Source organism: Chryseobacterium sp. MFBS3-17, assembly GCF_020687745.1.
GTDB lineage: Bacteria > Bacteroidota > Bacteroidia > Flavobacteriales > Weeksellaceae > Marnyiella.
On the sequence record NZ_JAJEWK010000008.1, the window covers coordinates 106307 to 121540 of the forward strand.

A 15234-nucleotide genomic window follows, 5' to 3' on the forward strand; every position below is an offset into this window, starting at 1 on the left:
TAAACAATGTCACATTACGAAGCCCCGATAAGGGAACCTTTAATTATTGGTCACAAAACTTATCATGATATCACAGAAGATATCGCAAGACCTATTGAGGAAAGAGCAGGAAAACTGTGGTGGATTTCCTTCTACGCAGCTTTGGCACTTTTCATCTACGGATTTGGTTGTATTGCTTACACCATCGGTATCGGTATCGGAGCGTGGGGACTGAACAGAACCGTCAACTGGGGTTGGGATATTACCAACTTTGTATGGTGGGTAGGTATCGGTCACGCCGGAACCCTTATTTCTGCCGTATTATTATTATTCAGACAACGCTGGAGAATGTCGGTGAACCGTTCTGCGGAAGCCATGACCATTTTTGCAGTAGTACAAGCGGCCATCTTCCCGGTAATTCACATGGGTAGAGTATGGGTAGGATACTGGGTGTTCCCTATTCCTAACCAGTATGGTTCGCTTTGGACAAACTTTAACTCGCCCTTGTTCTGGGACGTATTCGCAATTTCCACGTATTTTTCCGTATCCACCGTATTTTGGTTTATGGGACTGATTCCGGACTTTGCTATGATCCGTGACCGGGCAAAAACCCCGTGGACCAAAAAGATCTATACATTCCTGGCATTCGGCTGGGGTGGTAAGGCAAAACACTGGCAGAGATTTGAAGAGTTATCTCTTGTACTTGCCGGTCTGGCCACGCCACTTGTATTCTCTGTACATACCACGGTATCCTTTGACTTTGCCACATCGGTAATTAAAGGATGGCACTCCACTATTTATCCGCCGTACTTCGTTGCAGGTGCTATTTTCTCCGGATTTGCTATGGTGCAGACACTGCTACTCGTAGCCCGTAAAGTTTGTGATCTGGAAGACTATATCACCATGTACCACATTGAGATTATGAACATCGTAATCATTGTGACGGGCGGTATGGTAACGGTAGCATATGCGTGTGAGTATTTCATTGCATGGTATTCCGGAAGCCGTTACGAAGATTTCGCATACCTTACTCCGGGTGCAGCAACCGGTCCTTACTGGTGGGCATTCTGGTCATTGATTATCTGTAACCTTGTAGTTCCTGCTTCTTTCTGGTTCAAAAAACTGAGAAGAAACATTATCTGGACTTTCATTGTGGCATTAATCATCAATATCGGGATGTGGTTCGAACGTTTTGACATTATTGTCATCAACCTTTCCAGGGATTATCTGCCAAGTAGCTGGACCATGTTTAAGCCTACCATTATAGACGTGGGAGTATATCTGGGAACAATCGGGTTTTTCTCTGTACTGTTCCTGCTGTATGCCAGAACATTCCCTGTAATTGCACAGGCTGAATTGAAATCGATTTTGAAAACTTCAGGTGAAACTTTTAAAGCAAAAGAAGGAGATGAGCACCACTAAAATTATATACGGACTTTATGCCGATGACGACGATCTGATGGATGGAGTTAAGGCTTTCAGAGATAAAGGAATTGCAATCAATGAGGTATACAGCCCTTTTCCGGTGCATGGCCTGGACAAAGCGCTTGGGCTAAAGAAAACCAGAATTTCTGATGCAGCTTTTATATACGCTGTATATGGTGTGACCCTGGCGATACTGATTTCCTGGTACACCATGAATCATGACTGGCCGCAGAACATAGGCGGTAAGCCTGCATTTACCTGGTGGGAAAACATGCCGGCGTTTGTAGTACCTATGTTTGAACTTATGGTATTCTGTGCGGCACACATGATGTCCCTTACCTACCTGGTGAGAAATAAAATGTACCCTCTGGCACCACCGCAGAACCCCGATCCGAGAACTACGGATGATAAGTTTCTGATGGAATTTGTATCTGATGATGTAGAAACCATCAAGCAAATCCTGATTGATACAGGTGTAGAGGAAATAACCGTAAAAGATGCATAAAATGAAAAAGACGATATTCAAAATTACGGCTTCTTTAGTATTATCTGCAGTGATTTTTAACTCTTGCGGATCAAAAGATAATCCACCATTGGTCTATTTCCCGGATATGTATTTTCCGGTGGCCTATGACCCGCTGATGAAGGCAGAAGATGCATACTCCAGTCATGAAAACGAAATCCCTGCTTTTGTGGCGAATAATGGTGCAACCGGACTTTCTCCAGTAGATGGTTCTGTAGCGCAGAATAAAGATGGCGTGGTAGATATGAACTGGGGCAAAGGCATGACCGCTGTGGAATACAATGCTGGTTATGACGAATCCAAAGCCACTACAGTATCTCCGCTGAATCCTGACAATGCAGAAAAAGACATCGCACGCGGTAAAATTTTGTTTGACAGAACCTGTGCAGTGTGCCACGGAACCGGAGGAGACGGACAGGGATCCATCGTGCAAACCGGCGCATATTCGGGCGTTCCTAATTTCAAAGACAGAGAAGTAACAGTAGGGTCTGTTCATTATGTTTTGTCACATGGCAGAAACGCCATGGGATCGTATGCCGGCCAGCTGAACCCCGGTGACCGGTGGAGAGTAGCCATGTATGTTATGAGTGCTTTTAAAGGAGGTGACTCCGTAGCAACTGCTTCTGCAATAGATACTGCAGAGACTACTGCAACCGAAACTCCTGAAACGCCTGCAACCAATTAATAAAAAGAATTAAAATGTATAGTTTTTCACCAAAGTTAAAGTTAGTTTCTATCATTCTCCTCGTCGCAGGTTTGGTTCTTTTTGCCGCGGGATACTTCATGAATCACGCTATTGATGAAGTGAAGATTGAACATATGATGGAGGCCGTGAAAGGTACCGGCCACGATAATCCTACACACTCCAGCGAGGTGGTGACGCCTGCAAAGGATCATGCAGGACACGTGAAACATGCCACACATCAGATCCATAATCAGCCGCTGGCATCATTGCATTTTATTTCCGTGTTCTTTTTCGGGGTAAGTTGTGCGGTTCTGTTTTTCTATTGTATTCAGCATGCGGCGCACGCCGGATGGCCCATCATCATCACCAGAGTGATGGAGGCAATCTCCGGCTATATTCCGGTGGGAGGGCTTATCCTGATCATCATCATGCTGCTTAATGTTACACATAACGGACATTTGTTCCACTGGATGGATCCTGCGCTTACAGATCCCGATTCAGATCAGTTTGATGTGATTATTTTTGAAAAGAAAAAGTTCCTCAATATTCCTTTTTATGCCATCAGAACCATTTTATATGTGGCAGGTGCGTCATTCTTCGCATGGAAACTCAGAAGAATGTCTAAGAAGGTTGATGAAACCAAATCCGCAAGGGATTATCAGTTCCTGTACAGATGGTCTGTAGGGTATATTGCATTTTTCGGATTTGCATCTGCAGCATGGGCCTGGGACTGGCTGATGTCTATTGATCCTCACTGGTATTCTACCATGTATATCTGGTATTCTATGGTGAGCTGCCTGGCCAGTGCAATTGCTGTGATCATTCTGGTGAGTGTATATCTGAAGAAAAACGGATTCCTGCCTCAGTTTAATGATAATCACCTGCACGATTTAGGGGTGTTCCTGTTTGCATCAAGTATGCTCTGGACTTATACCTGGTTTGCACAGTTCATGCTGTACTGGTATGCCAATGTTCCGGAAGAAGCCAACTATTTCTTCGGCAGATTTGAGCACTATAAAGAATTATATCTTCCAATGCTGATTCCGAACTTCCTGATTCCACTGTTGGTTCTGGTAAGTTCCAAAATCAAGAGAAATTACAAAGTGGTTTCTGCAATGGCAGTAGTGGTTATATTTGGTCATGCATGGGATTATTTCAATATGGTTATGCCGGGTACCATCGGTCCTTACTGGAGAACTCCTGAACTTTGGATGTTAACCATAGGTGCTACCTTGTTCATTGTCGGTCTTTTTATGTACAGTGTATTGTTTACATTATCTAAACTGAAACTGATACCTGAAGGAAACCCTTACCTGCACGAATCAAAAATTTATGAATATCCCTTCTAATTGGTTATTCAGACTTGATACAACTCCGGAAAGCATTCTTTTCCGGAGTTTTTGTTTTTAATTCTGTATCTTTCCGTTCGGGACTATCAGGCAGATGTAACATTTTGACGCCTGTGATGGACTTATTGTTTTTATTAACCATAAAGTAACCTTATGAAAAAGATTTTACAGTTTTTTTTGCTGCTTGTTTTCTCTGTTTCAGGATTCTGCCAGGACATTAAATTGGTATCATCGGTCTCCGGTCAGCCTCTTTCAGGAGTTACGGTGCTCAGTGAACGCGGAGATGTGCTTGCCATTTCAGATGTGGAAGGAACGATTCTGAAGTCAGCTCTGGAACCCTTACAGGGTACTTATGTGCTGATTTATGAGAATTATGAAATCGCCAGAGTGGGAGCCGCAGATTTGTCTCAGCAGGTCATCAGACTTCAGGATCGCGTTTCAGAGATTCCGGCAGTCGTCATCAGTGCCAAAAAAGCCAAATACCTGAATGTAAAAGGATATTTTAATGTGTATATCACCATAAACCGGGAACTGAATGTGTATGCAGACGGGGTAGCCACCTATATTTTTGATAATGATTCCAAAAAGTTACGTTCGGTCAGTATAGAGCAGTACAGAACTTTTACCAAAAGTACCGAGAATCAGGATCGCAAAAAAGTGGCCAGTATGGTCTATACTTCATCACTTAAAGTGCCGGAGCTTGATGAAATCGGGAAGATTCAGCAAAAGTTGCAGAAAGGCAAATCAAAGTATAAAGAACTGGAAAGTGGCAATCAGACGCGGATGCAGATTCACCAGACCGCACTTCAGGAAAGAGCATTCAGTATTTTAGGGTATCGCTTTTATGATTTTGAATATTTGAACGCTGCCAGTTTCGAGAAGGGAACTTCAGATCTGAGGAATTTCCTTGCCTATGCAGAACAGATTAACTTCAAACTGAAGCATAAGTCTGAAGCGGATTACCACCAGATGACCAAATATGCAAACTTTCTTCCCACAGAGATTTCATACAGTAATTCCATCAATTCGACCCAGATCAAACTGGATCCGGACAAAAGTCACTATAGCGAAGCGTACTGGAAAGAAACCGGGTTTCCGGATATGCAGCAGGTCTTCAGGTCATTCTTTGAAAAAAGTCTGCATGAGGGTCAGAACCGTGGTACAAAATAAAGCCATACCGGGTTTCATCAAAATTATTTAAATTTGTAGATAACCACCAAACGATTATATGAAAAAGTTCCATTTTCTTTTTGTGCTGATGCTCTTTCTTTTTACAGCCTGTAAGAAAGATTCGGTAGATGCTACCAGTTTACAAGCTTTTCAGTCCAGCATCAATGATATGAGCTCAAAGCTCAGCACCATTCAGCAATACAAGTTTAATGAAGCTCTGTATATCCTGAAAACCTTTGGCGTAGAAGCTGACGGCGATGCTTACGAACTGACTTTACTGTCCAAAATGCTGGAAGGCAAAAAGGTCCCGGAGATTTTCGCACTTGCAGATCAGGTTGCACAAAAGCATGGTATAGACTGGACCAGCAGCGGGCCACCGTCTCTGGGTACCATGAATATTTTCGAGGATGTAGCGGCCAAAGAATCAGATCCTAATGATGTAGCAGCCACAGCATTGCATCTGTCCACCAGAAATGGTGCAGAAGACCCCGTGCTGGGCGTGCGTGAACTGATTGTAAAACCAGCTTTGGTAGATGGAAACGGCAATAACGTGGCGTTCAGCGGTGCCGCGCTGGAAGTCACCATGGATGTGTACAGTGGCGGTGTGAAAATTTATAGTTCCAAAAATATGATGCAGGATCAGAATTTTCCCGGCTTTACATTGAGGTTTCAGAGTCTGCCTGCAGAAAAGATTATTGACAATAAAGTAGATATTACGGTTGCTGTAGTGACGACCAAAAAAACACTGAAAATGACCAATGTGGGCGTGCCGGTCAATCCGAAAATGCTCAGAGCACCCAAACCCGTGATTGTGTCAGACTCGGCCTCCACAGAAACCGCAGCACCTGCAGAAACACCACTGGATAACACTTCAACGGTTCCGGCGGCCGGAGATCCCAGGGTTACCGTGCAGAAATTTCTGAATGGCCTCAGTACTCAGAATCTGCGCTCTGCTTACGAAACATCCAGTAATCCAAGTTGGGGTTCCTATGAAAAGTTCTCCAATCCCAGCAGTGGTTTTGGAGCTGTAAAAAATCTGACTGTAAAGAATATCTCCGGAGCTACAGTTACGGAAGGCGGCTCCACCGTAAATGCCACTTATGATATTACAGATAAAAATGGAAATACTTCCTCACTCAACGTTACTTTTGGATTAAAAAACATCAATGGTGAATGGAAAATATCATCATATAAATTAAATTAACCATGCCATCAAAAAACTTAGTTCAGGAATTAGAACAAACCATTGAAAATATTGCAGATTTTCCCATTCCGGGCATCCAGTTTAAAGACATTACACCTATTTTCTTAAAACCGGCCTTGTATGAAAGTGTTATTGATGAATTTGTACAGTTCAGCAAAGGAAAGGTAGATGCCGTGTGCGGTATAGAAAGCCGGGGTTATCTTTTCGGAATCGCCATCGCCGTGGCACTGGAGGTTCCGTTCATCCTCATCCGCAAAAAAGGAAAATTACCGCCGCCATTTGTTAGTGAAAAATACGAACTGGAATATGGTTTTTCTGAAATCGAAATGCGCGAGGGTCAGATCAAAGCCGGGCAGAGGGTTCTGATTCATGATGATCTGCTGGCTACGGGCGGGACTACGGAAGCCGCCGCCAGACTGGTGGAAAAGCAGGGAGCAAAGGCATCACAGTTTAGTTTTTTGATTGGCCTGAAAGATCTTCACGGGGAAGACAAGCTCAGAAAATTCAATGCAGAAGTGTTCCGGATTCTGGAATATTGATTGATTTTGAAGGCATTCAACAAAAATTTTGTAAATCGTTCTGAATAAGTTAAATTTGCACTTCTATTTTACAAAAATTATGGCAAAAGATAATAAGCACAACAAAAAAGAACAGGAAGGTAAAGAAACAGTAGAGTTCTTTAAAGATTTAGATAAAGAGGCTTTACAGACTGAGCGTTTTCTGGAAAAGAATTCCAAAATGTTGGGCATCGTGTTCGGCGTTCTGCTGGCAGGTGTTCTTGGCTTTTTTGCATACCAGCAATTTATTGTGGCGCCCAAAAATGAAGAAGCAATGAAAGGCTACCTGGCTGCACAGAAACATCTGAATGATGGAAATGATGCAGAGGCACTGGGTGGTAAATCTGCTGCAAATCCCGGCTTTTTGGGAACCCAGAAAGAATATGGCAACACCGATGTCGGTAAATTATCTGCCTATAATGCCGGTCTTCTGAAATTCAAAGAAGGAAAATATCAGGAGGCGTATGATTTGCTGGATAAATTTTCCTCCGGAAATAAAATCCTGATGGCTTTGAAATACGGGGCTATGGCAGATTGCAAATCTAATCTTAATCAGAATGATGAAGCCCTGAGCCTGCTGGAAAAAGCTGCCGGAGCTTCTTCAGACCCATATACCATGTACTTCTTTACCAAAAAAGCGGGCACAGTGGCACTGGGCATGGATAAAAAAGATGTGGCAAAGAAACACTTTACAACCATAGACCAGAAATATAAGGATTATGACAATGGAATGTCTGATGCCTATATTGAAATGGTAAAATATTTTTAAATCATGGCTACAGTAAATCTTTCGGATTACAAACCATTACAGATAAACGATGCTGATTCTTTTAGAATTGGCATTGTTGTTTCGGACTGGAATGATTTTGTAACCTTCAACCTGCGCGATGCCGCTCTGGATATCCTGAAGACAGAGGGGGTTCCGGCAGAGCAAATAGAGGTTTTTCCGGTACCCGGCGCTTTTGAGCTTACGTATGCATCTATGCAGTTGTGCCGGGAGAAAATATATGATGCGGTCATCGCCGTAGGCTGCGTCATCCGTGGTGAGACGCCTCATTTTGATTATGTGTGTGCTGCAGTAGCGCAGGGAATCAAGGATTGCAATGTGCGTACAGATACGCCGGTCATTTTCTGTGTCCTTACCGATGATACACCCGAGCAATCCGTAGCGCGCAGTGGTGGCGACTTGGGCAACAAAGGGGTGGAAGCAGCGGTTACAGCGTTGCAGATGATTCAGTTTAAAAGAAGCCTGGGAAAGAAACCCGGTAGCATAGGTTTCGGACAGTAAACTGTTCCGTATTATTCCTGTATTCAAAACTTAGACGCGATTTTTGAATCCCTCACTGAAAATTCTGTACAGGATGTTCCTGTATTTTTTAATTTTAACTAACTTTACCTCATTAATCATAAAAAAATAAACGATGAAATGGACTGAAGACCGCAGCAGAAATGTAGATGACAGAAGAGGATCCGGGGGTGGCGGAGGTATGCTGGTAGGCGGTGGGCTCGGTACCCTGATTATAGCCGCAATTGTATTTTTTCTGGGTGGTGACCCGTCCGCCATCCTCAGTCAGGGCGGTGGTTCTTCTGCTACTACAGAACAGCGTGATCTGACCCGGGATGAATTACAAATCCGCGAATTTGTGCAAATGATTACTGCAGAAAATGAACAGACCTGGGCCAGAATTTTTCAGGAAAACGGAATGCAGTACCAGCCGGCCCGTGTAGTAATGTTCGAGGGCATGACCCAGTCTGGCTGCGGAACTGCCCAGGCTGCCATGGGACCGTTTTACTGCCCTTCAGACCAGTCCGTTTATATGGATATGAGCTTTTTTGCAGAACTTAAGAATCGTTTTGGCGCAGAGGTTACCGAGTTCTCTGTAGCGTATGTCATGGCTCATGAGATGGGTCACCATGTGCAGAACCTTCTCGGCACGCTTCAGAAAACAGAGCAGCTGAGAAGAAGCGGACGCTACTCCGAAGCTGAAATGAACCGCGTATCGGTCGCCACAGAACTGCAGGCAGATTTTTATGCCGGATTGTGGGCCAGATACACCCAGAACCGCGAAAACTTTCTGGAACCCGGCGACCTGGAGGCCGCCATCAGTGCTGCAGAAGCGGTGGGCGATGATAATATCCAGAAGCGCTCTCAGGGTTATGTCAATCAGGAGAGTTTCACGCACGGAAGTTCTGCACAGAGAAAAGAATGGTTTATGAAAGGCTATAACACCGGCGATATTCGTCAGGGTGATACCTTCAACGCACTGATCAGATAATCTGATTGTAGCCTTTGAACCCGATATAAAATTCCTGTCTGGCTTGCAGACAGGAATTTTTTGATGCATGCACTTCGGACTAGATCGCATTTGAGCCGGCAGTGGTCAAGATATTGAATACATCTGAAAATGACTGAAAACCAAAGGTTACAGCCATTTTATTTTCTGCATGATTGGCTATACCGTAGTTGCGGAATTCAGGATTTTTTCCAGAATACGGAGCGTAATCATATACGTGGGTTTTACACCGGTAAGTCCCAGACCTCCCGAGGAAAGGGTAGATCCTGTTTCCAGTGGGTTATCTGAGGCGTAATAACCGTAGCAGATAAACAAGTCCGGTGAAATATGATGTCTGATTTTGGAAGCCACCTGTATCGCTTTGTGATAATGAGCGCCTTCCATTTCCAGTCCTACAGCATTCCATGTGGTATTCATGAAATAACTCAGGATATCTTTGTTCTGAAGGGATGTGCCCAGTACCGTAATCATAGATCCTTCAAAAGCTTTAACTTCGTCATCTTCAAAATCTTCCACTTTCAGAGCGTTTTCAAATACATAATTGTCGGCTGTTCCTTCAAAAATGTGTGATGTTGGAATCATGATGTCGCCTTTGGCGCCCGTAAGAATTCCCGCTTTACCCATAATCGAAATGGATTTTACATGCATGGTATATATTTCCTGCTGATGCTCGTATGGCCTCAGTAATTCGTCCATAATTTCGAACGCCTGCTCCCCGAAGGCATAATCAAATACCAGAATTACGTCATCTCCTTTAAATTTAATGCTGGAAAAAGGTGTGTTTTTCAGGTTAATTTTGCTCAGGTCTATTATCTGAACATCGATATTACTGCCACTGTCGTCGTTAATGTAAATCAGGCCCTGCTTCTCAGCGTGAGTCAGCACTTTTTCCTGCAGCGGTTTCTTGTTGCTGATTTCTTCGTACAGCGTATAATCTACTTCTTTGGTTGCTTTTTTGCCCACTGCATCATTTCCGAAAAGCATGTTCTTTACAGAATGCATATTGGCCGAAATAATGTGAAGGGGTCTTTTGTGCAAATCATTGGTTGCCAGAACCTCTTTTACCTTATTGGCCCAACGCTCCCCGAAAAGGTGATGTCCTACGCGCTCTCTCAGAATCGCACTGAAGTAAATTTCACGTTCGCGGACACCCGTAAGGTCGTCCAGGCTTACTTTGCCCAGTGAATAGATGATTTTAAACAGCCGGTCCGGATTCAGGTCATCTCCGAAGTTATTGTAAGCGTTCAGTACTTCATCAAATGTTCTTCCCAGCAGTGAAGAAAGGTGAATTAAAGCCACTTCTTTCTCTTTTCTGCTCAGTTTTTTGGCCCCGGTGGCCACTTCTTCAATCACCCGCCAGGTCCGGGTAGGCTTGTATTCTTCGTCTTTGCGGTAACCCAGCTCACGAATTTTGTCTGCTTCTATGTACAGAAAGGTCAGGTGGGTCAGGATATCGTAAATCTCTGAGCGGCCCAGCAACACTTCAATATTCATCTGGTGCTCATCTATCCGGTAGCAGTTTCTGCGGCGCTTTTTGGGAACAATGACTTCAAAACTTCCCTTTTCGAAGCCCTCATCAGAGGTCAGGTGTACAAATGCAGTACTTTCTATGCCTTCCGGCAGGCGGTCCAGTACGTACAGCAGACCGTCCAGTTCCACTTTGTTTCCTACAGACATGGATCCGTAGATTTCGGGAGAAATGGTCATCAGTAAAGTTCGTATGGATTCTCCGGAAACGCCGCCCGGTTTGAAAAAGCCCCTGTAGAAAAGGTGGCGCATAGTGACGTAAAGTCTTTCAATCGCTTCAGTGGTCTCGCGCGCTCTTAGGTTTGTTGCCATAAAATTATATTGGATTTAGGTTATTTATAATTAATGACGCACAAAGATAACGATTTATAATAAAATATGAATTATTGTATTTCCGGTGAAAATAACTGCAAATAATAATTGTTATTTGATATACCCTATTATTTTGCATAGGGTGATATGGTTTTTTGAAAAAAAATTGAGTCCACCCCCTTAAGAAATATGATAATTTTAAATAAAGTGATAAAAAAAGTATTTACATTTGCAGAATAAAATTAAATACTCAGAAGTTATGTCCACTTTAAGATTCAATGCGCTAAAGGAATTGCCTTTCAGAAATTACCGGAAAGACAACTTCGTAGAAGTACCGAAAAAACTCTCAGAATTATTTTGTGAGAATGTTTTTTCAGAAGAAACCATGCGTTCCTATCTCACCAAGGAAGCATTCACGTCCATTCAGGATGCCATTAAGAGAGGTTCTAAGACGCCGCGGAATATTGCAGATCAGATTGCCGTAGCCATGAAAGACTGGGCATTGTCCAAAGGCGCTACGCACTACACACACTGGTTTCAGCCCCTCACGGGTTCTACTGCAGAAAAGCATGACAGCTTCTTTACTCCGTTTGAGAGTGATCGTGCTATTGAGCGGTTCAACGGGAGTATGCTCATTCAGCAGGAGCCGGATGCTTCTTCATTCCCAAACGGCGGAATACGAAATACCTTTGAGGCGCGCGGATATACGGCCTGGGATCCTACTTCGCCTGCTTTTATCATTGGCACCACGCTGTGTATTCCGTCTATTTTCATATCATATACCGGCGAAACACTGGATTATAAAACACCATTGCTGAGAGCGCTCAATGCCGTAGATATGGCGGCAACTGATGTTTGTAAGTCTTATTTTGATAAGAACGTGACCAAAGTAACGGCCACACTGGGCTGGGAGCAGGAGTATTTTCTGGTAGACAGTGCTTTGTATCAATCACGTCCCGATCTGGTATTCACCGGAAAAACTTTACTGGGGCATTCGCCGGCAAAAGGCCAGCAACTGGATGATCATTATTTCGGGTCCATCCCCACCAGAATCCTTAACTTTATGAAGGAACTGGAGATAGAATGTATGAAACTGGGCATCCCGGTGACTACACGGCATAACGAAGTTGCGCCCAATCAGTTTGAACTGGCACCGATGTTTGAAGAAACCAATGTGGCCGTGGATCACAATTCCCTGCTTATGGATATTATGGCAAGAGTTGCGCACAAACATCATTTTCATATTCTTTTCCACGAAAAACCCTTCAAAGGGGTCAACGGAAGTGGCAAACACAATAACTGGTCTCTGGCGACCGATACCGGCGAGAACCTGCTGAGTCCCGGCAAAAACCCAAAGAAAAATCTTCAGTTTCTTACTTTCTTTGTCAATACCCTGAAAGCGGTTCATGACTATTCTGATTTGCTGAGGGCAAGCATTGCCTCGGCCAGCAATGATCACCGTCTGGGAGCCAATGAGGCGCCGCCGGCCATTATTTCAGCTTTCATAGGCAGCCAGTTGTTTGGCGTGCTGGAAGAACTGGAAAAGGTGAGTGACGGCAAACTGTCTCCCGAAGAGAAAACCGATCTGAAACTCAATGTAGTGGGTAAAATTCCTGAAATCCTGCTCGATAATACAGACCGAAACCGGACCTCGCCTTTCGCTTTCACCGGAAATAAATTTGAATTCCGCGCGGTGGGGTCTTCTGCGAACTGTGCCGAACCTATGACGGTTCTGAACGCGATTGTAGCCAAACAGCTTCAGGTATTTAAAAAACAGGTAGACCAGTTGATTGAAAGTAAAAGCCTGAAAAAAGATGAAGCGATTTTCAATACCCTGCGCGAATACATCAAGGATTGTAAAAATATCATGTTTGAAGGAGACGGCTATTCCGGAGACTGGGAGAAACTGGCAAAAAAACGCGGCTTAAATAACCTGAAAACGACCCCTGAAGCTCTGAAACAAGAGTTAAATCCTAAGTTTATTGCTTTGTTTGAAGAGCTGGGCATCTTTAATCACCGGGAGTTTGAGGCCAGAAATGAAATCAAGCTGGAGAAATATTCTGCCGTGGTGGATATAGAAGCAAAGGTACTGTCAGATATTGCCAGAAATCACATCATTCCTGCGGCATTGTATTATCAGAACCGGGTCATTGAGAATGTAAAAGGACTGAAAGAAATTTTTGGCGACCAGGAATATCAGGTATATGCGAAAGAACAAATTGAGCTGATTAAAAATATTTCTGAAAACATTACCGGAATCAAAACGGGAGTAGATGAATTGATTTTGGCCAAAGATAAAGCCGCAGCTGCACCCGGAAGCCAGAAACAGGCAGAACTGTACTGTAATGAGGTGATTCCGAGGTTTAATAAAATCAGAGAGGCCAGTGATGAGTTGGAGATGATGGTGGATGATGAATTATGGCCCATGACCAAATACCGGGAATTGCTGTTTACACGTTAACAGTTCCTTCAAAAATAAATCCCGCTTCGCGGACTGCCCCAAAAAAGTCAGATACTTTTTTGGGGCTTTTTATTATTTGTTAAAACGTATAAATAATTGTTTATCAGTAATTTAATGAAGTGGTTTTAAGGATTGTTTAACAAGAGAGGCGCAGTTTCCTCAGCACGGAGTTGTTTACAGAATTACGCATAAATCTTATAGCATACGCAGATTTACGAATGAAAATGTTAACAATTCTTAAATAGAAATACAGCGCAAGCCCTTATTTTCAGTGCTTTCGCAAGTGATTTTCTTTAACAAACCAAAAAATACTGTTAAACTCTGTTAAAATTATTTCATGAGGTGGCTTCCACAGCAGCTATTGGAGCTGTTTTCTCTAATTTTGCCATGCATTTGAGTGATAATGTTGTAACATTTAACTCAATAAATATAAAATTTATGAAGAAAAACGCACTTTTATATTTAACGCTGATCATTTCAATATTCTCCCTGCAATCATGCGTTACCAATTACGTTGTGGCAGAGCCTTCACTATACAATAAAGAATACAAATCCAATACCAAAGCATCACTGGCCGAACTTAAAAGGCTGGAACAGAATAAACAAACGCTTGTAAACAGTTTTGCGGCAGAGAAAACTGCGAAAATGGCTGCCGTAAATAATCTGGAGAAAAAGGCTGAAATAGCCAGAGCCATTAAACTTACCAAAACTATTGATAATATTCTGGAAGAAGCAGCAACCTATCTGGGTGTGCCTTACAGATATGGCGGAATGACCAGAAGCGGCATAGACTGTTCTGCTTTTGTTCTTTCGGTATTTGGTGCCGCTGCAGGGGTACAACTACCTCGGGTAGCAGCATCTCAGGCCAATGAAGGTGAACGTGTAGAAAAAACCGAACTGCAGAAAGGAGATCTGGTGTTCTTCTCACAAGGCAGAGGTCGCATTTCACATGTAGGAATTGTAGATTCTGTAGATGAAAACGGTGAGGTAAAGTTCATCCATGCGGCAACTTCCAGAGGTGTGATGAAATCCTCTCTGAACGACCGCTACTGGGGTCCGAGATACCGTTTCGCAAAAAGAATCCTGACCACAGATTACGTGGCGAATCTGGAAAATGAAAACCTGGCCAGCAAAATGAATTAATTGATACGCATATATTGCAGAAAGCCTTCGCACAAGCGGAGGCTTTTTTTTTGGTGGTCATGAAGTGGGTTTCGGTACTGAATCCTATTGTGTTTCACCAGATGCTCTGTAGTTGATTAAGGCCATATAGTCAATGAGAAACGGCCAAAGTTCCATATGCTGCGTACCGGGAAGGAGTGGTTTCACGGTGGTTTGCTGAAGTTGTTCCTCATCCGGCGTCTGAAAGGCCGCATCATAGTAAAGCGGAAAGCAGTAATTATTGCGGCTGATCATCACCGTTTTGTAATCGTCCTTGTCATTGCCGTCCCGGTAGTGCCCGATGGCAAAGATCACTTCGATGGTTTCTTTCTGAGGAACAGCACTGAGCAAAGTATTGGTGTCCTGAATGCGGATGCAATCCGTAAATTCTTCGTATTGAATCACCCGGTAGTCGTAGCTTCCGGAAGTGTTTTTGACGAGTTTGAGCGTCATTTTGGACCCCAGTCCGAAAGCCATAGCATTGGCCACGGTGTCAGCAGGTGATTGTGCAGTGAGTTTTGGGGTGCCGGCGCAAAACAGTACAAAGGCCAGCAGGCAGGGTAAGATATTCATGGGTGTAAATCTGA

The 15234-nt window shown here is 43.5% G+C and carries 14 protein-coding genes; 12 read left to right on the forward strand and 2 right to left on the reverse strand.

Annotation, left to right across the window (positions count from 1 at the left end):
- The first annotated feature begins 6 nt into the window (after nt 1-6).
- The 10 genes from nrfD to LKO26_RS06010 all read left to right on the forward strand — a co-directional run bounded on the left by nrfD (nt 7) and on the right by LKO26_RS06010 (nt 9168).
- Nucleotides 7-1401 (forward strand): NrfD/PsrC family molybdoenzyme membrane anchor subunit, encoded by a 1395-nt coding sequence (gene nrfD, locus LKO26_RS05965; RefSeq protein WP_227586935.1) that lies wholly within the window; start codon nt 7-9, stop codon nt 1399-1401.
- Complete coding sequence (locus tag LKO26_RS05970) at nt 1388-1909, forward strand: DUF3341 domain-containing protein (protein ID WP_227586936.1); 522 nt, start codon at nt 1388-1390, stop codon at nt 1907-1909. The genes nrfD and LKO26_RS05970 overlap by 14 nt, the downstream gene beginning before the upstream one ends.
- Nucleotides 1902-2612 carry a c-type cytochrome gene (locus tag LKO26_RS05975; RefSeq protein ID WP_410681555.1) on the forward strand — a complete coding sequence of 237 codons (711 nt, stop codon included), beginning with the start codon at nt 1902-1904 and terminating at the stop codon, nt 2610-2612. Before LKO26_RS05970 ends, LKO26_RS05975 begins: the two co-directional genes overlap by 8 nt.
- Nucleotides 2613-2626: 14 nt before the next feature.
- Nucleotides 2627-3961, forward strand: a complete 1335-nt coding sequence (locus LKO26_RS05980) for a quinol:cytochrome C oxidoreductase (RefSeq protein WP_227586938.1) — start codon at nt 2627-2629, stop codon at nt 3959-3961.
- A gap of 153 nt (nt 3962-4114) precedes the next feature.
- Nucleotides 4115-5131: a hypothetical protein gene (locus LKO26_RS05985; protein ID WP_227586939.1), complete on the forward strand. Its 1017-nt coding sequence runs from the start codon at nt 4115-4117 to the stop codon at nt 5129-5131.
- Between the two features lie 58 nt (nt 5132-5189).
- Entirely contained in the window at nt 5190-6335 is a 1146-nt protein-coding gene (locus LKO26_RS05990; RefSeq protein WP_227586940.1) for a hypothetical protein, read from the forward strand.
- 2 nt (nt 6336-6337) lie between these two features.
- The gene (locus LKO26_RS05995; RefSeq protein WP_227586941.1) at nt 6338-6874 is read left to right on the forward strand and encodes an adenine phosphoribosyltransferase; all 537 of its coding nucleotides are present in this window, start codon (nt 6338-6340) and stop codon (nt 6872-6874) included.
- A gap of 79 nt (nt 6875-6953) precedes the next feature.
- Complete coding sequence (locus LKO26_RS06000; RefSeq protein ID WP_227586942.1) at nt 6954-7661, forward strand: tetratricopeptide repeat protein; 708 nt, start codon at nt 6954-6956, stop codon at nt 7659-7661.
- Nucleotides 7662-7664: 3 nt separating this feature from the next.
- Complete coding sequence (gene ribH, locus LKO26_RS06005) at nt 7665-8180, forward strand: 6,7-dimethyl-8-ribityllumazine synthase (protein ID WP_227586943.1); 516 nt, start codon at nt 7665-7667, stop codon at nt 8178-8180.
- Nucleotides 8181-8313: 133 nt separating this feature from the next.
- Nucleotides 8314-9168, forward strand: a complete 855-nt coding sequence (locus tag LKO26_RS06010) for a neutral zinc metallopeptidase (protein WP_227586944.1) — start codon at nt 8314-8316, stop codon at nt 9166-9168.
- A gap of 177 nt (nt 9169-9345) precedes the next feature.
- Here LKO26_RS06010 and LKO26_RS06015 read toward each other — a convergent pair whose 3' ends face one another.
- The gene (locus tag LKO26_RS06015; protein ID WP_227586945.1) at nt 9346-11025 is read right to left on the reverse strand and encodes a DUF6909 family protein; all 1680 of its coding nucleotides are present in this window, start codon (nt 11023-11025) and stop codon (nt 9346-9348) included.
- A gap of 259 nt (nt 11026-11284) precedes the next feature.
- On the opposite strand from LKO26_RS06015, the gene LKO26_RS06020 reads away from it, so the two are divergent.
- Nucleotides 11285-13486 carry a glutamine synthetase III gene (locus LKO26_RS06020; RefSeq protein ID WP_227586946.1) on the forward strand — a complete coding sequence of 734 codons (2202 nt, stop codon included), beginning with the start codon at nt 11285-11287 and terminating at the stop codon, nt 13484-13486.
- Between the two features lie 438 nt (nt 13487-13924).
- On the forward strand, nt 13925-14629 hold the full coding sequence (locus LKO26_RS06025) for a C40 family peptidase (protein ID WP_227586947.1): 705 nt from the start codon (nt 13925-13927) through the stop codon (nt 14627-14629).
- 84 nt (nt 14630-14713) lie between these two features.
- On the opposite strand, the gene LKO26_RS06030 is transcribed toward LKO26_RS06025, so the two are convergent.
- Nucleotides 14714-15220: a hypothetical protein gene (locus tag LKO26_RS06030; RefSeq protein ID WP_227586948.1), complete on the reverse strand. Its 507-nt coding sequence runs from the start codon at nt 15218-15220 to the stop codon at nt 14714-14716.
- Nucleotides 15221-15234: the final 14 nt, after the last annotated feature.

Coding starts and splice junctions, on each gene's coding strand:
- nrfD (WP_227586935.1), top strand. CDS start 7: ATGTCACATTACGAAGCCCCGATAAGGGAACCTTTAATTATTGGTCAC.
- LKO26_RS05970 (WP_227586936.1), top strand. CDS start 1,388: ATGAGCACCACTAAAATTATATACGGACTTTATGCCGATGACGACGAT.
- LKO26_RS05975 (WP_410681555.1), top strand. CDS start 1,902: ATGCATAAAATGAAAAAGACGATATTCAAAATTACGGCTTCTTTAGTA.
- LKO26_RS05980 (WP_227586938.1), top strand. CDS start 2,627: ATGTATAGTTTTTCACCAAAGTTAAAGTTAGTTTCTATCATTCTCCTC.
- LKO26_RS05985 (WP_227586939.1), top strand. CDS start 4,115: ATGAAAAAGATTTTACAGTTTTTTTTGCTGCTTGTTTTCTCTGTTTCA.
- LKO26_RS05990 (WP_227586940.1), top strand. CDS start 5,190: ATGAAAAAGTTCCATTTTCTTTTTGTGCTGATGCTCTTTCTTTTTACA.
- LKO26_RS05995 (WP_227586941.1), top strand. CDS start 6,338: ATGCCATCAAAAAACTTAGTTCAGGAATTAGAACAAACCATTGAAAAT.
- LKO26_RS06000 (WP_227586942.1), top strand. CDS start 6,954: ATGGCAAAAGATAATAAGCACAACAAAAAAGAACAGGAAGGTAAAGAA.
- ribH (WP_227586943.1), top strand. CDS start 7,665: ATGGCTACAGTAAATCTTTCGGATTACAAACCATTACAGATAAACGAT.
- LKO26_RS06010 (WP_227586944.1), top strand. CDS start 8,314: ATGAAATGGACTGAAGACCGCAGCAGAAATGTAGATGACAGAAGAGGA.
- LKO26_RS06015 (WP_227586945.1), bottom strand. CDS start 11,025: ATGGCAACAAACCTAAGAGCGCGCGAGACCACTGAAGCGATTGAAAGA.
- LKO26_RS06020 (WP_227586946.1), top strand. CDS start 11,285: ATGTCCACTTTAAGATTCAATGCGCTAAAGGAATTGCCTTTCAGAAAT.
- LKO26_RS06025 (WP_227586947.1), top strand. CDS start 13,925: ATGAAGAAAAACGCACTTTTATATTTAACGCTGATCATTTCAATATTC.
- LKO26_RS06030 (WP_227586948.1), bottom strand. CDS start 15,220: ATGAATATCTTACCCTGCCTGCTGGCCTTTGTACTGTTTTGCGCCGGC.